Raw genomic sequence first — 21752 nt, 5'->3', positions numbered from 1 at the left:
CGGCAAAGGTTTCATCGCGCCCCGCGCGGGCGCGCTTTTTCGCAAGGAAGCATCGACATGCCCGGCATGACGCTATACGACAAACTGGTGGCCAGCCACGAAGTGGCCCGCATCGACGACGAGCACATCCTGCTGTACGTGGATCTGCACATCATGAATGAATACACCAGTCCGCAGGCCTTCAGCGGCCTGGCCGCGCGAGGCCGCCAAGTGCTGCGGCCGGGGCAGCAGATGGCGGTGGTGGACCACATCATCCCGACGCATCCGGTGCCCGCCGCGCTGCGCGTCATTCCGGATGACGCCTCGGCGCGCCAGGCGCGCAACCTGAAGCGCAATTGCGACGAGCAGGACATCGCGCTGTTCGACACCACCGACCCCTTGCAAGGCATCGAGCACGTCATCGCGCCCGAACACGGCATGATCCTGCCCGGCATGGTGGTGCTGTGCGGCGACAGCCACACCACGACCTACGGCGCGCTGGGCGCGCTGGGCTTTGGCATCGGCACGTCGGAAGTCGAGCATATCCTGGCGACCCAGACGCTGGTGTACCGGGTGGCGCGCAACATGCGCATCCGTGTCGACGGCCAGTTGCCCGCCGGCGTGTCCGCCAAGGACCTGGTGATTTATGTGGTGCATCGCATTGGCGCCCAGGGCGCGCGCGGCCATGCGGTGGAATTCTGCGGCAGCGCCATCGCCGGCCTGTCGGCCGAAGCGCGCATGACCCTGTGCAACATGACCGTGGAAGCCGGCGCCCGCGCCGCGTTGATCGCACCGGACGCCACCACCGATGCCTACGTGGCCGCGCATGCGCCCCAGCTGCATGGCGCGGAACGGGCGCAGGCGCGGGCCTACTGGGCCACGCTGCATAGCGACGCGGACGCTGTCTTCGACGTCGAGCACGGGTTCGACGCCACCCAGATCGCGCCGTTCGTCACCTGGGGCACCAGCCCCGACCAGGCGATGCCGGTCACCGGCACCGTGCCAGACCCGCGGACCGAGCCCGACGCGCTGGCGCGCCTGGCGCTGGAAAAGGCCGTGGAGTACATCGGCCTGCAACCCGGCGCGCCGATCGCCGGCGTGCCGATCGACCGGGTGTTCATCGGGTCCTGCACCAACGGCCGCATCGAAGACCTGCGCGTGGTGGCCGACGTGGTGCGCGGCCGCCAGGTCGCGGCTGGCGTGCGGGCCATGGTGGTGCCGGGCTCGGGGGCCGTGCGCGCCCAGGCTGAAGCCGAGGGCGTGGCCGCCGCGTTGATCGCCGCCGGCTTTGAATGGCGCCAGCCGGGCTGTTCGATGTGCCTGGCCATGAACGACGACGTGCTGCGTCCTGGCGAACGCTGCGCCTCCACCACCAACCGCAACTTTGAAGGCCGCCAGGGCAGGGCGGGGCGCACCCACTTGATGAGCCCGGCCATGGCCGCTGCCGCCGCGCTGGCCGGCCGCATCGTCGACGTGCGCGACCTGGAGCAAACACGATGAACCAGACCATCCAGGGCGTTGCCGCGCCCTTGCCGTATTCCAATCTGGACACCGACCAGATCATGCCCAAGCAGTTCCTGCGCATCATCGACAAGGCGGGCCTGGATCGCGGCCTGCTGTACGACCTGCGCTTTGACGCCGACGGCGCGCCACGGCCGGATTTCGTGCTGAACCAGCCTGCCTATGCGGGCGCCTCGATCCTGGTGGCCGGACCGAACTTCGGCTGCGGTTCCAGCCGCGAACACGCGGTGTGGGGCCTGATGCAGTTCGGCATTCGCGCCGTGGTCGCCGCCAGCTTCGGCGAAATCTTCTACTTCAACGCCCTGAACAACGGCTTGCTGCTGGTGAGCCTGCCGCCCGCCGAGGTCGACGCGCTGCTGGCGCGGGTGTCCGCGCCGGTGTCCAATATGGCCAGCAACCACGTCGAGATCGACGCGCTGGCCGGCACGGTGCGCGCGGCCGACGGCTGGACGGCCACGTTCGACCTGCCGGCGCGCCACCGCCGCATGTTCTCGCAAGGGCAGGACATGGTCGGCGCGTCGTTGCAGCAACTGGCGGATGTGGAACACTTCGAGGCCGGCCACTGGGCTCGGCATCCGTGGATGAAAGACGTGGCGCGCCGTGTGCGCGACCGGCTGGACAACTGAGAGGCGCAGACCGCAATGACCGCATTCTTCGATCTTCCCGTGCAACGCCACGAGGTCAACGGCATCCGGATCGCCGCCCGCTTGGACGGCGCCGGGCCGCCGCTGCTGCTGCTTCATGGCCATCCGCAGACCCACGCCATCTGGCACAAGGTCTGGCCCGAGCTGACCCGCCATCACACCTGCGTGGCGGCCGACCTGCGCGGCTATGGCGACAGCGACAAGCCGCCCGCCTCGACGGATCACGCCGCCCACTCCAAGCGCGAGATGGCCGCCGACATGGCGGCGCTGATGCGCACGCTCGGGCATGAGCGCTTTGACGTGCTGGCGCACGACCGCGGCGCCCGCGTCGCCCACCGCCTGGGGCTGGACCATGCCGCGGCGGTCGGGCGCATGATGCTGCTGGATATCGCGCCCACGCTCGACATGTACGAGAACACCACCCGGGCGTTCGCGCAGGCCTACTACCACTGGTTCTGGCTGATCCAGCCGGCGCCCATGCCCGAGACCATGATCGAACGCGACCCGGTCTTCTATCTGCGGTCGGTCATGGGCGGACGCCCTGGCGGGTTGGCGCACTTTTCGGCCGAGGCCATGGCCGAGTACGAGCGCACGGCCCGGCTGCCGGGCTGGGCCACCGGCATCTGCGAAGACTACCGCGCGTCCGCCACGCTGGACCTGGAGCACGACCGCCAGGGGCGCGAGGCGGGCGAACGCCTGCGCATGCCGCTGCGGGTGTTGTGGGGCGAACGCGGCGCGGTGGGCCGCAATTTCGACGTGCTGGGGCTGTGGCGCGCGGTGGCGGACGAGGTCTCGGGCGGCGCCTTGCCGGGCGCCCATTACCTGGCCGAAGAGACCCCCGACGCGCTGTTGCGCGAGGTTGCCGGATTTTTCGGCTGGCCGCACTAGGCAGGCCTCGACGCCGACGGCTGGGCGTGGTGCAGGCCCAGCTTGCGAAGGGCGGGCGCCTGGCATTCCGGCCCGCCACGGCGCTTTGCCGCGCTGTCAATCAAGCCACGCCGGACAATAGGGCTATCAAAAAAGGGACGTAACCCTGGTGTTAACCTTCGGCCCATGAATCGTTCCTTTGCCGATCTGACCGAATTGCCCGACCCCGAGGACGCCCAACGCGCGTTCCGGGCCACGGATTCCCCGTGCGTTGCCGTATGTTCCACGCTGTTTGACGACATCTGCCGGGGCTGCGGGCGCACGGCCATGGAAGTGGCCAATTGGGTCTTCATGACGGAAGAGGAAAAGCGCGAGGTCTGGATCCGCATCAAGGCCCAGGGGTATCCCCGCCGCAACAACTAGGCTGTGCTGATGGGCCCTGGGACCCGCCGTCTTGGGCGTGTCACATGCCGCGGGCTAAATCGCGGTGTCGCCCACTTCCGGCCTCATCATGCGCATCGTTCTGGTCACGGATGCCTGGCATCCGCAAGTCAATGGCGTCGTCCGCACCTGGACGACCATGCAGCAGATCCTGAATGAATGGGGCCACGAACTGATCGTGGTGAACCCCCAGGGCAGCCGGACCGTGCCGGCCCCGTCCGAGCCCGACCTGCGGCTGTGCCTGCGGCCCGGCAAGCAATTGCGCCGCATCCTGGGCGACATCGTGCCCGATGCGCTGCACATCGCCACCGAAGGTCCGCTGGGGCTGGCGGCGCGCAGCATGGCGCTGTCGCGCGGCTGGCGCTTCACGACCTCGTTCCACACCATGTTTCCCGACTACCTGCAGGCGCGCATGGGCATTCCGGCGGCGTTGCCGTGGCGCTACCTGCGCTGGTTTCACCGGCCGTCGCAATGCGTGCTGGTACCTACGCCCACGGTGCGCGACATCCTGGTGCGCCGCGGGCTGGCCAATCTGCGGGTCTGGTCGCGCGGCGTGGACCCGCGCAAGTTCCAGCCCACCCCCGGCCTGGCGTTCCAGGATCTGCCTCGTCCCGTTTTCCTGTCCGTCGGCCGTGTCGCGCGCGAAAAGAACCTGGATGCCTTCCTGGCGCTGGACCTGCCGGGCAGCAAGGTGGTGGTGGGGGCGGGACCCGACGAGGCGCGCCTGAAAAAGCGCTTCCCCCAGGCCGTGTTCATGGGCATGCAGAACGACGATGCCCTGCCGGCGTTCTACGGCGCGGCCGACGTATTCGTCTTTCCCAGCCTGACCGACACCTTCGGGCTGGTCATGCTGGAAGCCATGGCTTGCGGCACGCCGGTGGCGGCCTTCCGCAGCGAAGCGCCGCTGGCGGTGGTGGCGCAAGGCGTCACCGGTATCCTGGATGACGACCTGGCCCATGCCTGCCGCGCCGCGCTGCCGCTGGACCGCCACGCCGTGCGCGAACATGCCCTGACGCGAAGCTGGGATTCGGTGGCCTCCGACCTGCTGGCGTCGCTGGTGCCCCTGACCTCCGGCGCCGAGATCGACAGGCGCCTGGCCCGGGCGGGGTGAACGGCGCCGGGCGGGACGCGCCGTCCGCGGCGAGAGCCGTGCGGGACGTTCCCCCTGGCGAGCCAAACCGGTACAATGCTTGCCAATCCTGAGGAGCGTTGCGACGACCATTGATCATTCGGTCGCCAGGCTCAGGAATTCCTGTTCAAGCGCTGCGCATCGCGCGGCGCTACAGCAACGGCGCTCACCTTTGTCGCGTACGGCGGAAAAGGCGAGCACTCGATTGTCGTGGTGGTTTCGCGTTGTCCGGCCGTATCGTGCGCCGTTCGTTATTCACGTGGAGCCTACACACCATGAACGCTGTAACCGATAAGTCCTTCTCCGATTACCTGGTCGCCGATATGTCGCTGGCAGGCTGGGGCCGTCGCGAGCTGGCCATCGCCGAAACCGAAATGCCCGGCCTGATGGCCATCCGCGAAGAGTTCGCCGCCAAGCAGCCGCTCAAGGGCGCCCGCATCGCCGGCAGCCTGCACATGACCATCCAGACCGGCGTGCTGATCGAAACGCTGGTGGCCCTGGGCGCCGAAGTGCGCTGGGCCTCGTGCAACATCTTTTCCACGCAAGACCACGCCGCCGCCGCCATCGCCGCGTCGGGCACGCCGGTCTTCGCCGTCAAGGGCGAAACGCTGGAAGAATACTGGCAATACACCCACAAGATCTTCGAATGGCCCAATGGCCAGAACGCCAACATGATCCTCGACGATGGCGGCGACGCCACGTTGATGCTGCACCTGGGCACCAAGGCCGAGAAAGACATCTCGGTGCTGGCCAACCCGGGCAGCGACGAAGAGCGCGTGCTGTTCGCCGCCATCAAGGAAACGCTCAAGCGTGATCCGAAGTGGTACTCGACCCGCCTGGCCCTGATCAAGGGCGTGACCGAAGAAACCACCACCGGCGTGCATCGCCTGTACCAGATGTCGCAAAAGGGCGAGTTGGCCTTCGCCGCCATCAACGTCAACGACTCGGTCACCAAGTCCAAGTTCGACAACCTGTACGGCTGCCGCGAATCGCTGGTCGACGGCATCAAGCGCGCCACCGACGTGATGGTCGCGGGCAAGATCGCCGTGGTCGCCGGCTACGGCGACGTGGGCAAGGGTTGCGCCCAGGCGCTGGTCGCGCTGCGCGCCCAGGTCTGGGTCACTGAAATCGACCCGATCTGCGCCCTGCAGGCCGCCATGGAAGGCTTCAAGGTCGTGACCATGGAAGAAGCCGCCGCCCACGGCGACATCTTCGTCACCGCCACCGGCAACTACCACGTCATCACCCGTGACCACATGAACGCCATGAAAGACCAGGCGATCGTGTGCAACATCGGCCACTTCGACAACGAAATCGACGTTGCCGGCCTGGCCGACTGCAAGTGGGAAGAGATCAAGCCGCAAGTCGACCACGTCATCTTCCCGGATGGCAAGCGCATCATCCTGCTGGCCCAGGGCCGCCTGGTGAACCTGGGCTGCGCCACGGGCCACCCGTCGTTCGTGATGTCGTCCTCGTTCGCCAACCAGACCATCGCCCAGATCGAGCTGTTCACGCGCAACGAAGCCTACAAGTCCGGCGAAGTCTACGTGCTGCCCAAGCACCTGGACGAAAAGGTCGCGCGTCTGCACCTGGCCAAGCTGGGCGTGAAGCTGACCACGCTGCGCAAGGACCAGGCCGACTACATCAGCGTGCCGGTTGAAGGTCCTTACAAGCCGAATCACTACCGCTACTGATGCTTGTAGCAAAATAGGGAAGTACCCGCGCCATGTCGGCGCGGGCTTTCCGATCCGCGGGATTCCCCCGTGTCGCCTGGCGATGACGGGGCCGCGGAGCGTCAATACAGGAGTTCGAACATGGCATTGATACTCGTCTGGATCCTGAACGCGGTGGCCCTGCTGGCCGTTGCCTACCTGCTGCCCGGCATTACCGTGGCCAGCTTCGGATCGGCGCTCATCGCCGCCTTGGTGCTGGGCCTGGTCAACATGCTGGTCAAGCCGGTCCTGGTGCTGCTGACGTTGCCCATCACGATCGTCACGCTCGGTCTCTTCCTTATCGTCATCAACGCCTTGTTGTTCTGGTTTGTCGGCTCCGTGCTCAAGGGCTTCCAGGTCAACGGGTTCTGGTGGGCCGTGGGCGGTGCGATCCTCTACAGCATCATCTCCGGCCTGCTCACCAAACTGATCCCCTAATGTCTGATTCGACCACTCCCGCTTTCAGTCTGGAATTCTTTCCCCCGCGCGATCTGGCCGGCCAGGAACGGCTGGTGCGCGCGGCCAAGCAGATGCTGGCGATCCAACCCAAGTACGTCAGCGTGACCTTCGGCGCGGGCGGTTCCACCCGCGCCGGCACGGCGGACGCCGTGCGCACGCTGCGCAACCTGGGCTGCGATGCGGCGCCGCACTTGTCGTGCGTCGGCGCGAGCCGGCAGGACCTGCGGGATATCCTCCAGACCTACAAGAACGAAGGCGTGCGGCGCGTGGTCGCCTTGCGCGGCGACCTACCCTCGGGCATGGGCGGCGACGCGGGCGAGCTGCGCTACGCCAACGAACTGGTGTCGTTCATCCGCGAGGAAACGGGCGACTGGTTCCACATCGAAGTCGCGGCCTACCCCGAAATGCATCCGCAGGCGACGCATCCGTCGACCGACCTGGATCATTTCGTGGCCAAGGTGAACGCCGGCGCCGATGCGGCCATCACCCAGTATTTCTTCAATGCCGACGCCTACTTCGACTTCGTCGACCGGGCCCAGGCCAAGGGTGTGCGGGTGCCGATCGTGCCGGGCATCATGCCCATCACGAACCATACCCAGCTGCTGCGCTTCTCGGAAATGTGCGGCGCGGAAGTGCCGCGCTGGATCCGTCTGCGCCTGGCCGAGTTTGGCGACGACAAGGCCTCGATCCGCGCCTTCGGCGTGGACGTGGTTACCGAGCTGTGCCAGAACCTGCTGGACAATGGCGCGCCGGGCCTGCATTTCTACACGCTGAACCATGCGGAAGCGCCGTTGGCGGTGTGGAAGGAACTGGCCCTGTAAGCCATCGCCGCGGGCGCTGCCCGAGCAAGGCAAGGCCGGCATACGCCGGCCTTTTTTTGCCGCGAGCCAAGCGGCCCGCGTGCTTGCCCGAAGCCGTCATCGCTTCGGGCCGGTCGATCAATCCGCGTACACTCCCGCCTTGCGGATAATGGGCCCCCATTTGTCCACTTCGGATTGCAGCCAGGTGTGCAGGCCTTCTGGTGTCTGCTTGGCTTCGGGCACGATCTCGGCGCCCAGCTCGGCCATCTTCTGCGTGAAGGCCGGGTCTTTCAGCGCTGCGCGCAGGGCCTCGTTGAACTTGGCGATGACTTCGGGCGGCGTGCCCTTGGGCGCATACACGCCGTGCCACACCTTGACCTCGAAGCCCTTCAGTCCGCCTTCCTGCAGCGTCGGCGCATCGGGCAGCGCCTTGATGCGGTCCAGTGTGGTGACGCCGTACAGCTTCACGCGCTGGCCCTTGATATGGGGAATGGTCTGCGTGGTCTGGTCGCACAGCATATCGACCTGGCCGCCCAGCAGCGCCGTCAGGGCCGGCGCCGTGCCGGCATAGGGCACGGTCGTGAACTGCACGCCCAGCGATTCCTGCAGCAGCATGCCGCACAGTTGCGACACCGCGCCCAGGCCCGCGTTGGCCAGGTTGATCTTGTTGCCGTTGGCATGCGCGTATTGGATGAATTCGGCCATGGTGCTGGGCGGCAGGTCCTTGCGGCCCAACAGCGTCATGGGTACGTCGGCGACCTGGCCGACATAGGAGAAATCGGTCAGCGGATTGAACGGCGGCTTGCGGTACAGCGCCGGCGCGGTGGCCATGCCGTTGTGGTGGATCAGGAAGGTATACCCGTCGGGCGCGGCGCGCGCCACGTGCATCGCCGCCAGCGTGCCGCCGGCCCCGGTGCGGTTCTCGATGATGATGCTCTGGCCCAGCGTCTTGGACATCGCCGCGCCCAGGCTGCGGGCCACCACGTCGGTGGGGCCGCCGGCCGAGAACGGCACGACCAGCGAAATGGCGTGGTTGGGATAGTTGCTTTGGGCGACGGCGGAACCGCCGGTCAGGCAAGCCAAGGCCAGCAGCGGCCCGGCCGCACGCAGCAGGGCGCGCGAGGAAATAGGGGTCATGTCTCGTTCCTTGTGGTTTTATCGTGAACCCGCAAGGCAAGGCATGACGGGCTGGCATCAGTGTGGCGCGCCAGCCGGAAGATGAGAATTTGTGGTTTTACAAGCCGGGCTTAGGGAAGCGGAAAGGAGGGTTTATACGGTCAGACACCGCTTCTCCCAATTTCAATGCGTCCCCAATGCCAAAGGCGCGAAGGCGGTAAACGTCAGTTCGCCTGATCCTTACCCGGATCTTCCGCCAGCACCTGCGGGGCCGCGTAGACGGCCAGGGGCACGTCCACGGGGTCGGCGCGCAGCGGTTGGTGGATGCGGCTGGCGGGCACCAGCGATGCCGGGTCTTCGGGGTGGGCCCAGAGCGGGTCGGGGATTTCGGCGAAGACCTGGCGCAGGCGTTCGCCCCAGGTGCCGCGGATCATGCGGAAGTATTCGTTGTGCTCGTCGATGCTGGCGAAATGCGTAACGCGCAACGCGTGGGTGTCGTACACCAGCAGGTCCAGCGGCAGCCCCACCGAGATGTTCGAGCGCAGTGTCGAATCCATCGAGATCAGGGCGCACTTGGCGGCCTCGTCCAGGGACGTATCGGGGCGCAGCACGCGATCGAGGATGGGTTTGCCGTACTTGGCTTCGCCGATCTGGAAATACGGACATTCGGCGCCGGCCTCGATGAAGTTGCCGGCCGAATACACCTGGAACAGCCGGCAGCGCTCGGCGCCGATCTGGCCGCCGAAAATCAGGCTGACGTTGAATTCCACGCCTTGGTCGTGCAGGGCCGCGGCCTCGCGGTGATAGACGTCGCGCACGGCAGCGCCGACCCGGCGGGTGGCCTCGAACATGTCGGGCGCGTTCCAGACGGTTTCGCCGCCTTCGTCGTGCTGGCGGGCCAGCGCATTCAGCACGGCCTGGCTGACGGCCAGGTTGCCGGAGGTCATCAGGACCATCACGCGGTCGCCCGGGCGCTCGAAGACGGTCATTTTGCGAAACACGCTGATCTGGTCGACGCCCGCGTTGGTGCGGGAGTCGGACAGGAAGACCAGGCCGGAATCTAGGCGGGCTGCGACGCAGTAGGTCATGATTGCAAAAAAGAGAACACCACGCCGCATTGTATTGCGGCGCGGCCGAGCCGGGTTATTGCTGCAATGTCGTCTGCACTTCCACGCTGACCTCCATGGATTCCTCGCCGCCGCCGGTGCGCACGCCGCGCACCGGCGAGGCCGAGTCGTAGTCCCGTCCCACGGCCAGCCGGCAATGGCAATCGGACGCGAATTGGCGGTTGGTGATGTCCACGCTGGTCCAACCGGTCTCGGGCAGCCAGACATCCGCCCAGGCGTGGCTGGCCGCATGCTGGGTGGTGGTGTACAGGTAGCCGCTGACATAGCGGGCCGGCACGCCCAACCCCCGCACGCATGCCAGGAACAGGTGCGCGTGGTCCTGGCAGACGCCGTGGCCCATGGCCAGCACCTGGCTGGCCGCGGTGGTGACGTCGGTGGTGCCCGGCTCATAGGCCACCCGGTCGCAGATGGCGCTGGCCAGCGCCAGCACGTCGGCGGGCGCATTCAGGCCGCCGGGCAGCACGTCGCGGGTGAAGGCGTGGATGGTCTCGTCGGCCTGCGTCAGCGGCGTCTGCACGCAATAGGCGTGCACCGGCAGACGGCTGTCCTCGCCGCCCAACGCGCCCAGCGTCAACGCGCCTACCAGCACCTGGCCCACCACGCGCAATTCGATCTCGGTGTGCGGACGGTTCAGGGTCAGTGTGTGGGTGATGTTGCCGTAGGCGTCCACCTGTTGTTCCAGCGCGCCGGGCGCTTCGATGTGCCAGCGCAGCACGCGCTGGTGCTCGTCGTCGCGCGGCGTCAGCCGCAGGGTCTGGATGCTGTAGGTGACGGGCGCGGTATAGCGGTAATGCGTGACGTGCGTGATGATCTGTTTCATGCCTGTCTCCTTGTCATGCCGACAGCGGCACCAGGAAGTCCTGGCTGATCCGGTTGCCCAGGTCGTTGATACGGTCCAGGAAGTGCTCCAGGTACTGGTGCAGGCCGCTATGCAGAATGTCTTCGACCCGGCCGAACTGCAGTTCGGCGCACAGCATGCCGGCGCGCCGTTGCGTTTCGGTCGAGCGCTGGTTCGACACGCGCGCCAGGTCTTCCGACACTTCCCGCATCGACGCCAGCAACGAACGTGGCATGTCCGGGTGCAGGATCAGCAATTCGGCCACGCGGTCGGGCGTGATGACGTCGCGGTACACCTTGCGGTAGATCTCCAGGCCGGACACCGAGCTGAGCAGGGCCGACCAGCGGTAGAACTCGCTTTGCAGGCCGCCCGAGCCGTTGCCGTCGGCGCGGCCGTCTTGCTGCTGCTGTTGCTGTTGCGAGCCGCTGGGTGGCGCGCCATTGCCGTCGCGCTCGTGGAACTTAACGTCCAGCATGCGCGCGGTGTTGTCGGCGCGCTCCAGATGCATGCCGATGCGCAGGAAATACAGCGCCTCGTCTTCGAGCATGGTGCCGATGGTGACGCCGCGGGCCAGGTGCGAACGGAATTTCACCCATTCGAAGAATTCGCCGGGATTGCGTTCCAACAGGCCGGTGTGCAGGTGCTTGAGCAATTCCAGCCAGGTGGTGTTGTAGGTTTCCCAGACCTCGGTGGTCAGGCTGCCGCGCACGGCGCGCGCGTTCTCGCGGGCCGCGCGCATGCAGGTGTAGATGGACGACGGGTTTTCGGGGTCGCGCACCATGTACTGCAGCACGTCCTGCGGCGAGATGACGGCGTGCTTGGCGTGGTACAGGCCTTGCAGCTCCGAGATGCGCAGCACGGCGTTCCACGAGCCTTCGCGGGTCTGCGCGTCTTGCGGCAGCAGCGACATCTGCAGGTTCACGTCCAGCATGCGCGCGGTGTTCTCGGCGCGCTCGGTATAGCGGCACATCCAGAACAGGTTGTCGGCGGTTCGGCTCAGCATCGTTATTCCTCCAGAACCCAGGTGTCCTTGGTGCCGCCGCCCTGGCTGCTGTTGACCACCAGCGAGCCTTCGGTCAGCGCCACGCGGCACAGGCCGCCGGGCACGGTGCGGATGTCCTTGCCGCACAGCACGTAGGGGCGCAGGTCGACGTGGCGCGGCGCCACGCCGGATTCGACGTAGGTCGGCACGGTGGACAGGGCCAGCGTCGGTTGTGCGATGTAGTTGGCCGGGTTGGCCCGCACGCGATCCTTGAACGATTCGACCTCGGCGCGCGTGGACGACGGGCCCACCAGCATGCCGTAGCCGCCGGCGCCATGGACTTCCTTGACCACCAGCTCGTGCATGTTCGCCATCACATGGGACAGCTCGTCCGGACGGCCGCAGCGCCACGTCGGCACGTTCGACAGGATCGGCTCTTCGCTCAGGTAGAAGCGGATCATGTCGGGCACGTACAGGTAGGTGGACTTGTCATCGGCGATGCCGGTGCCGATGGCATTGGCCAGCGTCACGCGGCCGGCGCGATACACCGACAACAGGCCCGGCACGCCCAGCGCCGAATCGGCGCGGAACGACAGCGGGTCCAGGAAGTCGTCGTCCAGGCGGCGGTAGATCACGTCGACCTTGCGCGGCCCTTGCGTGGTGCGCATGTAGACCGTGTTCTGTTCCACGAACAGGTCCTGGCCTTCCACCAGTTCCACGCCCATCTGCTGCGCCAGGAATGCGTGCTCGAAGTAGGCCGAGTTGTACATGCCCGGCGTCAGCACCACCACGGTGGGGTCGTCGCCGCCGTGCGGCGCCACTTCGCGCAGGTTGTCCAGCAGCAGGTCGGGGTAGTGCGCCACCGGCTCGACCTTGATGCGGCTGAACGCGTCGGGCATCAGCCGCATCGACATCTTGCGGTTTTCCAGCATGTACGACACGCCGGACGGCACGCGCAGGTTGTCTTCCAGCACATAGAATTCGCCGGCGCCGGCGCGCACGATGTCCACCCCGGCGATATGGCAGTAGATGTCCTCGGCGACGTCCACGTCCTGCATTTCGGGGCGGTACTGGGCGTTCAGGAACACCTGCTCGGCCGGCACGACACCGGCGCGGACGATGTCGTGGCCATGGTAGATGTCGTGGATGAACATGTTCAGCGCCCGCACGCGCTGTTTCAGGCCGGCTTCCAGGCGGCGCCATTCATCGGCGGGAATGACCCGCGGAATCATGTCGAAGGGGATCAGGCGTTCGGTGCCGGCCGCGTCGCCGGCCACCGAAAAGGTGATGCCGACCCGCCGGAAACTCAGGTCCGCTTCCAGGCGGCGCGCCGCCATGGCTTCCGCGGATTGCTCGTCGTGCCAGCGCTCGAAGGCCTGGTAATGGGAGCGTATACCGCCTGCGCTGTCGCGCATCTCGTCATAGGCGGCTGGACGGGATGGTCTGTCCTTCATGGCTCCTCCGTTGCAGATGCTGACGGCCGGCTTGGGCGCGGCCGCTATCCGGCCATGCGTGGCCGGCCTGGATGAATAAGCAACCCGCATGCCAGCTTTGCGCGGACAAACGGGGCCGCCCTTGGGAAGAATATCCTCCGCCAGGCGTCATATGGCTAGCCCCGGGTGAACGCTAGGTGCCGGCCGGGGCGGGAATGGGGCGATGGGCGCGGCCGGAAGAGAAAACGCCTTCAGGCCGGGGCAATGGCGGCCGCGGCACGGCTTGGTGCCGCAGCTGCGATCCAGGATGGACGGCTCGATAACGGGGCCGCGCGGGAAAACTGCGGGCGTCGTCCCGCCGGAGCGCCGCGCCAGGCGGCAGCCGTGAATATAAGGGACTGATCATAAGGCTTGCACCACATTGGTGCAAGCCTTGGGGCGAAACCGGTGCGTCAGCGCAGCGTGTAGGTATGCAGCGTGGCGCCGCCCTGGCCGGGCGCTTGTTGCGGGGCATGCGGCACCCAGCCGTCCGGCGTGATCACCGCGTCCAGCCGGAAATCGTGGGCGGCCGGCAGGTAGCCGGGATCCAGCTCGCCGCAGCTCCAGGCCACGCCGATGGTGGTGAAGGCATGGCCGCGATCGCGCAACGCCGCCAGGGTGCGGTCGTAATAGCCGCCGCCATAGCCCAGGCGGTCGCCGGATTCGGTGTAGCCCAGCGTGGGCACCAGCAGCACGTCGGGCAGCACTTCGGCGCCGTGGACGGGTTCCTGGATGCCATAGGGGCCGGCGCGCAGTTCGGCGTCGGGGGTCCAGGGCAGGAAGACCAGGGGAGCGTTGCGTTCACGCACCACCGGCAGCGCGACGGTGACGCCGTTGTCGATCCATTGCTCGAGCAGCGGACGCAGGTCGGGCTCGTCCTGCATGGGCCAGAAGGCGGCCACGGTGGCGGGCGCCGGGCGGCCGGCGCGCACGGCTTCGTCGCGGGCCACATTGAGCCAGGTGAACAGGCGCGCGCGCATCAGCAAACCGCCGCGGCTGCGTTGGTCTTCAGGCAGTTCGGCACGCAATTTCCGCAATCGCGTGCGTAGCTGGACTGCGGTATCCTCTGGAGTATTTTGCGTAGTCATGCGGTAGCTGTAACAGGGGTGAAAAAATGAAGGCGACAATGCGGATCAACAACAACGCGAATAACCGTGGGAACCACCGCGCCAACCACCGCGCCAACAGCAGCGCGCACCATTGCGCAGACCCTCAAGCCGCGAGCAAGGCCGGCGCATGAAGCACTTGCGCAACGACATGGCCACGGCCTCGCACTCCGGACGGTATCAGAAAACCGCCGGGAAATCCCCGCAGTCCAGCGATGCCCGCCATGGCCTGCGCCGCTGGTTGCCGCTGTTGGCCCTGTTCACCGCCGCCTGTGCGCCGGTCGACGCCCAGCAGCGCAGCGCCGCCGTCAATCCACAGCCCCAGCCCGCAGTGCAAGCGCCGCAGCCGGCCATTGCCGTGCCACCGGCCGTGCTGGCCGGCCTGCCGCCCACCGCTGACACGCCGGCGCTGGCCGCCGTGGTGGCCGCGCGCGAAGCCATGAACCGCAAGCAGTGGTCGGTGCTCGGCGCCCTGGTGCCGCAAGCCAAGCCCGATCCGCTGGGCATGTACCCCGAATACTGGCTGTTGCGCTATCAGCTCTGGACCCCCCCCGCGGGCGGGCGGCCCAACGCCGATCTGCAGAAGTTCATCAGCGCCAATCCCGATGCCTACCTGGCCGACCGGCTGCGCGCCGACTGGCTGCTGGCCGCGGCGCGCAGCGGCGACTTCGAAACCGTGCGCAAGCTCGCGCCCGTCAAGAACACCAACGCCCAGGTCGAATGCGCCATCCTGGACGCCAAGCACATGACCGGCCAGCGCGCCACGGCCGCGCAGGCCATCGCCGCGTTCGCGCCGGGCGGCGCCTGCTGGGCCCTGTATGACCAGCTGGTCGCCGATCGCATCCTGGGCTGGGATGAGCTCGAACCCCAACTGCGCGACGCCATCGAGGCCAACAAGACCACCGATGCCCGCAAGTTCGTGCAGTACATGTTCGAGCCGCGCGACCAGAAAACCTACGACGTCCTCATCAAGGACCCGATGCGCTGGCTGACGCGGCAAGACCGCCTGCCCGTGGGCCGCAACGAAAAAGAACTGGTCACCATCGCGCTGGCGCGCCTGGCGCGTTCCGACATCAACGTCGCCGATTCCTATCTGCGGCGCGAATGGGCCAAGTCCATGGCCAAGTCGAACCTGGCCTGGATCCGCGGCCAGTACGCCCTGGTCGCCGCGCTCAACCTGGATAGCCGCGCCGACGACTGGTACCACGAGGCCGGCCACATCCGTATGACGGACTACAACGCCGGCTGGAAGGTGCGCGCCGCGCTGCGCCAACCCAAGATCGACTGGAAGTGGGTCATCGAGTCCATCGACCAGATGCCCGCCGCGCAGCAGGCGGATCCGTCCTGGGTCTACTGGAAGGCGCGCGGCCTGGCCGCAACCGGCCGCCGCGAGCAGGCCAACGCCGCCTATGCCAGCATTGCCGACCGCTTCGATTTCTACGGCCAGCTATCCGCCGAGGAACTCGGCCGGCGCATCACCGTGCCGCCGCGTCCCGCGCCCATCAGCGACCGCGAAATCGCCGAAGCCCGCGCCAACCCCGGCCTGCGGCGCGCCGTGCAACTGTTCCGCCTGGGCTGGCGCCAGGAAGCCGTGCCCGAATGGAACTTCGCGCTGCGCGGCATGACCGACCGCCAACTGATCGCCGCCGCCGAATTGGCCCGCGCTGAAAACATCTACGACCGCGTGGTCAACACGTCTGACCGTACCGAAAAGGAATTCGACTTCAGCCAGCGCTTCATCGCGCCGTTCGAAGGCCGCGTTACCGCCAAGGCCAACGCCATCGCGCTGGACCCGGCCTGGGTCTACGGCCTGATCCGCCAGGAATCCCGCTTCATCATGGATGCGCGGTCGCACGTGGGCGCCTCGGGCCTGATGCAGCTGATGCCCGCCACGGCCAAATGGGTTGCCGGCAAGATCGGCATGAGCAACTTCACGCCCGACAGCGTCAACGATTTCGACACCAACACCGAGCTGGGCACCAACTACCTGAACATGGTGCTGCGCGACCTGAATGGCTCGCAGATGCTGGCCAGCGCCGGCTACAACGCCGGGCCGCGCCGTCCGCACAACTGGCGTTCGACCTTCACGCATCCCGTCGAAGGCGCGATCTTCGCCGAGACCATCCCGTTCAACGAAACCCGCACCTACGTCAAGAACGTGATGTCCAACTCCGTCTACTACGCCGCCATGTTCACCGGCCAGCCGCAGTCCCTGAAAGAGCGCCTGGGCAACATCGTGCCGCTGGGTGCGGAAACCACCAACTTGCCATGACGCAGGACAGGGCAACGCAAGGGTTGCAGGTCTATATCGTGGGCGGGGCGGTGCGCGACGCGCTGCTCGGCCTGACGCCGGGCGACCATGACTGGGTGGTGGTCGGCGCCACGCCCGAAGACATGGCGCGGCGCGGTTTCATCCCGGTGGGCGGCGACTTCCCGGTGTTCCTGCACCCGGTCACCAAAGAGGAATACGCGCTGGCGCGCACCGAACGCAAGTCGGGCCGCGGCTACAAGGGCTTTACCTTCTACACCGGGGCCGACGTCACGCTCGAAGAAGACCTGCGCCGCCGCGACCTGACGGTCAACGCCATCGCGCAGTTGCCGGAGGGCGGGCTGGTCGACCCCCTGGGCGGCGCGGCCGACGTGCAGGCGCGCGTGTTCCGACACGTGGGCGAAGCCTTTGAAGAAGACCCCGTGCGCATCCTGCGCCTGGCCCGCTTCGCCGCGCGCTTTACCGATTTTCGCGTGGCCCCTGAAACCCTGGACCTGTGCCGCCGCATGGTCCAGGCCGGCGAGGCCGATGCCCTGGTGGCCGAACGCGTCTGGAAGGAACTGTCACGCGGCTTGATGGCCGCCGCACCGTCGCGCATGCTCGACGTGCTGCACCAGTCCGGCGCGCTGGCGCGCGTGATGCCCGAACTGCTTGCATCGGACACCACGGGCGCAGACATCGATCGTGCCGCCGGGCTGGGCCTGTCGCTGCCGGGCCGCTACGCCTTGCTGTGCCGGCTGTCGCCCGACCGCGAGGCGCTGGGCCGGCGCATGCGCGTGCCTGCCGAATGCAACGACTACGCGCGCTTGCTGCCCGAGATGCTGGCGGGCCTGGATGCCATAGACGTGCCCGAGGGCGATGCCGCCGATGCGCAACTGGCCTTGATCGAACGCGCGGATGCGCTGCGCAAGCCCGAGCGCTTTTTCGATCTGCTGGATACCGTGTCGGTGCTGCGGCCCGTGGACCGCGATGCCTGGCGGCTGCGGGTGAATGCGGTGCGCGGCGTGGATGCCGGCGCCATTGCGCGCGCCTGCGCCGGTGATCCGGCGCGCATTAAACAAAGCGTGCGCGATGCGCGCTTGCAGTGCCTGCGCGCGGGGTGACTGGCGGCGTCTTGCCGTTGCCGCAGCCAGGCGCTACAGCTTGCCCAGCCTGTCGCCACGGGCAAAGCCAAGCAGCGGTTCCGTCATGCCCCGGCCCACGGCCAGCACCTTGAACAACTCGCCCATCTCGGCTTCGGACAACAGCTTTTGCACCGGCGCCACCGCCTGCGCATAGGCTTGCGCATCGCTGGGGTCCAGCTGCGCCAGCAGTTCCATCAGGCCCGCGTTCATCAGGAAGCGCGCCTGCGATGTGTAGCCCAGCACCTGCAGCCCAGCCGCCAGCGCCGCATCGGCCATGGCGGTGAAGTCCACGTGCGCCGTGATGTCCTGCAGCCCGGGGGCGGTGAACGGGTCGCCGTGCGCGTGGTGGCGCAGGTGGCACATCAGCGTGCCGCCGGCGCGTTGCGGGTGGTAGTACTCGCTGCGCGGAAAACCGTAGTCCACCAGCAGCGCCGCGCCGTGCTCCAGCCAGGCGCCCATCGCATCGATCCAGGCTTCGCCCTGTAGATTGATTTCGGACACGTAGCCGGGCAGCGCTGGCATGCGCGCTGCCACCGCGGCGGCCAGGCGAGGCGAGGCGGGGCGGTCTTCCCAGGCGAAGCCCTGCTCCGCATCCACGGCCACGCCGCGCTCCAGCACCTTGCCGTCGGCGCTCCAGGTAAACAGCGACACGGGCATGGCGTCCAGCACCTCGTTGGCCAGCACGCAGCCGCGAAAGCGTTGCGGCAGCGCATCGAGCCATTGCACGCGCGCGCCGAACGGCGCCAACCGTTCGGCCTGGCGCGCCCGCAGGTCGGCCGAGACTTCCAGAATCAGGTATTGCGTATCCGCCAACCCCAGCGCGTCCAGCTCGCGCAGCACGCCTTCGGCCAGCGCGCCGGTGCCGGCGCCGAACTCCAGCACCGTGTGCGTGCCGGTCTGGCGCAGCACCTGGGCGGCCTGGCGCGCCAGCGTGCGGGCAAACAGCGGCGTCAATTGCGGCGCGGTGACGAAGTCGCCGGCGGGCGTGCGGCCATCGGCATCCGGTTCGGCCAGCTTGACGTTGCCTGCCGCGTAATAGCCCAGCCCGGGGGCGTACAGCGCTTCCGCCATCCAGTGATCAAACGGCAGCCAGCCCGACGCGGCGGCGATCGCGGCGCGCAGATGGGCGCTGGCGGCATCGCTGTGCGCCTGGGCGGCTGAAGAGAGCGGGGGCAGATTGGCTGGGGCGGGGCGTTGCATGTCGGGAAACGGATCGTCGGTAAGCAAGCATTTTCCCAAAAAACAAACCCCGCGACAGGCGCGGGGTTTGCTTGGGGGAATTGACGGGCCGGAGGCCGGCCCGGTCAATGCGCCGTTCGGGGCTTAGCCGCGGCGGTCGCCGGCCGGCTTGGCGAAGCGCTTGGCGGGGCCGCCGGGGCGCTTGTCGAACGTGGGCTTGCCGCGGAAACCGCCTTCCGGACGGTCGCCGCCACGGAAGCCGCCTTCGCGCTGCGGACGGTCGCCAAAGCTGGGACGATCGCTGAAGCTGGGGCGGGCGTCACGGTCGGCGCCGCGGAAACCGCCTTCACGGGGAGCGCGTTCGTTGAACGGACGCGGATCGCGCTGGGGGCGGTCGCCAAAAGCAGGGCGGTCGCTGAAGCTGGGGCGGGCATCGCGGTCGCCGCCGCGGAAGCCGCCTTCACGCGGGGGACGGTCACCGAAGGGGCGATTGCCCTGGTAGCCGCCTTCGCGTTGGGGACGGTCACCGAAGCTGGGGCGATCGCCGAACGAGCGGGCCGGGCGGTCGCCGAACGGGCGGTTGCCTTGGTAGCCGCCTTCGCGCGGGGCGCCGTCGCGGGCGCCTTGGTAACCGCCTTCACGCGGCTTGAACTCGCCACGCGGGCCGCCGAAAGAACGGCCTTCACGCGAGCCGCCGTCACGGTTGCCTTGGTAGCCGCCGCCGAAGCCGCCGGGGCGCTTGCCGAAAGGCTTGCCGCCGCGCGGCGCAGCGCCGGTCGACGGACGCGGGGTGCGCTTCGGTTCCAGGCCGGCGATCACTTCAGGGGTGATCGATTGACCGATGTAGTGCTCGATGCGGCGAACCTTGTGGCGCTCGGAGTGCGTGGCCAGCGTGAACGCCAGGCCATTGCGGCCGGCGCGGCCGGTACGGCCGATACGGTGCACGTAGTCTTCGGCTTGCATCGGCAGGTCGAAGTTGACGGCGTGGCTGATGCCTTGCACGTCGATGCCGCGGGCGGCCACGTCGGTGGCAACCAGGATACGCAGCTGGCCGCGTTGCAGTTGCGACAGCGTGCGGGTGCGTTGGCGCTGGTTCATGTCGCCGTGCAGGGCGGCGGCGGCAAAGCCTTGGTCGGCCAGGCGGTCGGCCAGGTCGTCAGCGCCGCGCTTGGTCGACGTGAAAACGATGGCTTGGTCCAGCGAGGCATCGCGCAGCACGTGATCCAGCAGCTGCATCTTGTGGCTGGCATCGTCCGCGTACAGCAGGCTTTGCGTGATGTTGGTGTGCTTTTCCTTGGAGCCGGCCATCTCGATGCGCTGCGGGTCGCGCATCATGCGCGCCGCCAGCTTGGCGATGGTGCCGTCCAGGGTGGCCGAGAACAGCAGCGTCTGGCGTTCCGCGGGCAGGCGGCTGACGATGGTCTCGATATCTTCGATGAAGCCCATGTCCAGCATGCGGTCGGCTTCGTCCAGCACCAGCGTGTGCACGGTGTTGAGCTTGACGCGGCCCGACTGCAGGTGGTCGATCAGGCGGCCCGGGGTGGCGACCAGCACGTCAACGCGACGCGACAGGGCCTTCAGTTGGGCGCCGTAAGGCATGCCGCCCACGACGGTGGCGGTGCGCAGGTCAGCCAGCTTGCGGCCGTAGGTGGCGGTGGCTTCGGTGACTTGCAGGGCCAGTTCGCGGGTCGGGGTCAGCACCAGCACTTGCACGCCGACGCCCTTGTTGGCGGGCATCTGGGCAATGCGGTGCAGGGCCGGCAGCATGAAGGCGGCGGTCTTGCCGCTGCCCGTCTGCGAGGACACCATCAGGTCGTGACCGGCCAGCGCTTGCGGAATGGCCGAAGCTTGAACGGGGGTGGGGGTATTGAAGCCAGCTTCTTGAACGGCCGACAACAGGGCGGGTGCGAGACCCAGGGTTTCGAAAGACATTACTTTCCCTTGCCGCGAAAAATGCGACGCAGTGCTTGGTCGGGCCAGGGGATTAGGCGGCCGGATCCAGGCGACGGTTGATGGAGCATCGTGCCGACCGAATCAACCGTGCGCGTGGCGCGTTCTCTTGATACTGCTTGGAACGCAGGGCGAAAGGAAAGGAGGTCAGGAATCGATGATGTTCGGCATGGGGCTGGGCTTGGTTGCCCGGCAGACTGCTAAAACTTCCGCTAAATCAAGGCGGTAAATGCCGAACTCGTTTTGTGCAGTGCGGCGATCATAACCCGAATTCGCCCTGCATGGGAATTATTTTTTTGTCCAGCGCCCAATCAATAGGGTTTTTCCCTTGGTCGACCAGCCAGCGGTTGGTCGCCAGAAAGTGCCCGCAACCCAGGAAGGGAACCGGGGGGCGCCGGGCGGAAAGCGGCGAGGGGTGATTGGACATCAGCACCAGATGGCCGCTGTTGCTGGGAAGCAACGCCTGCTTGGCCTGGGCATGGGCGCCCCATAGCAGGAATGCCTTGGGCGAGGGGTCCTGCGCCACCCGCGCGATCAGCGCATCGGTCACGGTTTCCCAGCCGCGCTTGGCATGGGATGCCGGCTGGCCGTCTTCCACTGTCAATGCGGTATTGAGCAGCAGCACGCCCTGGTCGGCCCAGGGGCTCAGGTCGTTGCCGGCGGGCAGCGCCGTACCGGGGTATTCCTGGGCGATCTCATTGAAGATGTTGCGCAAGCTGGGCGGGCGCTTGCAGTCGTCCGGCACCGAAAACGCCAGCCCCTGCGCCTGGCCGGGCCCGTGATAGGGGTCCTGCCCCAGGATCACCACCCGTACATCCGACGGCGCCAGCCCGTGCAGCGCCCGAAACGGCGTGGCCGGATACACCACCGCGCCTTCGGCCAGCCGCTTTTCCACGTGGGCGGTCACGGCGCGCAGGGCGTCGGCCACGCGGGGGGCGCGTAGCGCGGCCTGCCAGGCGGCGGGCAATTGTGCCGTCTGGGCGGCGAGGGCGGAGGGGAGCAGGCGGTTGTCGGTCGGCATGGGCGCGATTTTGGCA

19 protein-coding genes and 1 riboswitch are annotated in these 21752 nt (G+C 67.5%); of the genes, 10 read left to right on the top strand and 9 right to left on the bottom strand.

All coding sequences use genetic code 11. The features are described 5' to 3' along the window. The first annotated feature begins 57 nt into the window (after positions 1-57). The 8 genes from leuC to metF all read left to right on the top strand — a co-directional run bounded on the left by leuC (position 58) and on the right by metF (position 7573). Positions 58-1479 (top strand): 3-isopropylmalate dehydratase large subunit, encoded by a 1422-nt coding sequence (leuC, locus tag A9974_RS19835; RefSeq protein WP_183005887.1) that lies wholly within the window; start codon positions 58-60, stop codon positions 1477-1479. Continuing rightward, a complete protein-coding gene (gene leuD, locus A9974_RS19830; protein ID WP_183005886.1) occupies positions 1476-2126 on the top strand; it encodes a 3-isopropylmalate dehydratase small subunit in 651 nt (216 codons plus the stop codon). Before leuC ends, leuD begins: the two co-directional genes overlap by 4 nt. A gap of 15 nt (positions 2127-2141) precedes the next feature. Further along, a complete protein-coding gene (locus tag A9974_RS19825) occupies positions 2142-3032 on the top strand; it encodes an alpha/beta fold hydrolase (RefSeq protein WP_183005885.1) in 891 nt (296 codons plus the stop codon). A 165-nt stretch (positions 3033-3197) separates the two neighbouring features. Next, positions 3198-3434, top strand: coding sequence for a DUF1289 domain-containing protein (locus A9974_RS19820; protein WP_183005884.1), 237 nt, complete (start codon positions 3198-3200; stop codon positions 3432-3434). An 88-nt stretch (positions 3435-3522) separates the two neighbouring features. After that, entirely contained in the window at positions 3523-4563 is a 1041-nt protein-coding gene (locus tag A9974_RS19815) for a glycosyltransferase family 1 protein (RefSeq protein ID WP_183005883.1), read from the top strand. Positions 4564-4647: 84 nt separating this feature from the next. Beyond that, a riboswitch (S-adenosyl-L-homocysteine riboswitch) is annotated at positions 4648-4756 on the top strand. A gap of 100 nt (positions 4757-4856) precedes the next feature. Continuing rightward, positions 4857-6275: an adenosylhomocysteinase gene (gene ahcY / locus A9974_RS19810; protein ID WP_183005882.1), complete on the top strand. Its 1419-nt coding sequence runs from the start codon at positions 4857-4859 to the stop codon at positions 6273-6275. 120 nt (positions 6276-6395) lie between these two features. Beyond that, complete coding sequence (locus A9974_RS19805) at positions 6396-6731, top strand: phage holin family protein (RefSeq protein ID WP_006389784.1); 336 nt, start codon at positions 6396-6398, stop codon at positions 6729-6731. Beyond that, positions 6731-7573, top strand: coding sequence for a methylenetetrahydrofolate reductase [NAD(P)H] (metF, locus tag A9974_RS19800; RefSeq protein WP_183005881.1), 843 nt, complete (start codon positions 6731-6733; stop codon positions 7571-7573). The genes A9974_RS19805 and metF overlap by 1 nt, the downstream gene beginning before the upstream one ends. Positions 7574-7690: 117 nt before the next feature. Here metF and A9974_RS19795 read toward each other — a convergent pair whose 3' ends face one another. From A9974_RS19795 to A9974_RS19770, 6 genes are all read right to left on the bottom strand, one after another. Continuing rightward, positions 7691-8689, bottom strand: a complete 999-nt coding sequence (locus tag A9974_RS19795; protein ID WP_183005880.1) for a tripartite tricarboxylate transporter substrate-binding protein — start codon at positions 8687-8689, stop codon at positions 7691-7693. Positions 8690-8892: 203 nt separating this feature from the next. After that, entirely contained in the window at positions 8893-9756 is an 864-nt protein-coding gene (locus tag A9974_RS19790; RefSeq protein WP_183005879.1) for a proteasome-type protease, read from the bottom strand. A gap of 55 nt (positions 9757-9811) precedes the next feature. Further along, complete coding sequence (locus A9974_RS19785; RefSeq protein WP_183005878.1) at positions 9812-10615, bottom strand: transglutaminase family protein; 804 nt, start codon at positions 10613-10615, stop codon at positions 9812-9814. 13 nt (positions 10616-10628) lie between these two features. Beyond that, on the bottom strand, positions 10629-11636 hold the full coding sequence (locus A9974_RS19780; protein WP_183005877.1) for an alpha-E domain-containing protein: 1008 nt from the start codon (positions 11634-11636) through the stop codon (positions 10629-10631). Between the two features lie 2 nt (positions 11637-11638). Next, entirely contained in the window at positions 11639-13069 is a 1431-nt protein-coding gene (locus tag A9974_RS19775; RefSeq protein ID WP_183005876.1) for a circularly permuted type 2 ATP-grasp protein, read from the bottom strand. A 431-nt stretch (positions 13070-13500) separates the two neighbouring features. Then, complete coding sequence (locus A9974_RS19770) at positions 13501-14175, bottom strand: 5-formyltetrahydrofolate cyclo-ligase (protein WP_183005875.1); 675 nt, start codon at positions 14173-14175, stop codon at positions 13501-13503. A gap of 148 nt (positions 14176-14323) precedes the next feature. Between A9974_RS19770 and A9974_RS19765 the strand changes: the two genes are divergently transcribed. Beyond that, on the top strand, positions 14324-16465 hold the full coding sequence (locus A9974_RS19765; protein WP_370539658.1) for a transglycosylase SLT domain-containing protein: 2142 nt from the start codon (positions 14324-14326) through the stop codon (positions 16463-16465). Then, complete coding sequence (locus tag A9974_RS19760) at positions 16462-17565, top strand: CCA tRNA nucleotidyltransferase (RefSeq protein ID WP_183005874.1); 1104 nt, start codon at positions 16462-16464, stop codon at positions 17563-17565. Before A9974_RS19765 ends, A9974_RS19760 begins: the two co-directional genes overlap by 4 nt. Before the next feature lie 33 nt (positions 17566-17598). Here the strand turns inward: A9974_RS19760 and A9974_RS19755 are convergent, their stop codons facing one another. From A9974_RS19755 to A9974_RS19745, 3 genes are all read right to left on the bottom strand, one after another. Continuing rightward, positions 17599-18786 (bottom strand): class I SAM-dependent methyltransferase, encoded by a 1188-nt coding sequence (locus tag A9974_RS19755; RefSeq protein ID WP_183005918.1) that lies wholly within the window; start codon positions 18784-18786, stop codon positions 17599-17601. 123 nt (positions 18787-18909) lie between these two features. After that, positions 18910-20697 carry a DEAD/DEAH box helicase gene (locus A9974_RS19750; RefSeq protein WP_183005873.1) on the bottom strand — a complete coding sequence of 596 codons (1788 nt, stop codon included), beginning with the start codon at positions 20695-20697 and terminating at the stop codon, positions 18910-18912. Positions 20698-20974: 277 nt separating this feature from the next. Next, positions 20975-21736 carry a uracil-DNA glycosylase gene (locus A9974_RS19745; protein WP_183005872.1) on the bottom strand — a complete coding sequence of 254 codons (762 nt, stop codon included), beginning with the start codon at positions 21734-21736 and terminating at the stop codon, positions 20975-20977. Between the last annotated feature and the right edge of the window lie 16 nt (positions 21737-21752).

The organism is Achromobacter sp. UMC71 (genome assembly GCF_014170305.1).
Lineage (GTDB): Bacteria > Pseudomonadota > Gammaproteobacteria > Burkholderiales > Burkholderiaceae_B > Achromobacter.
Note: the sequence above shows the minus strand (reverse complement) of the source record. Positions and strands in the feature narration are given on the sequence as shown.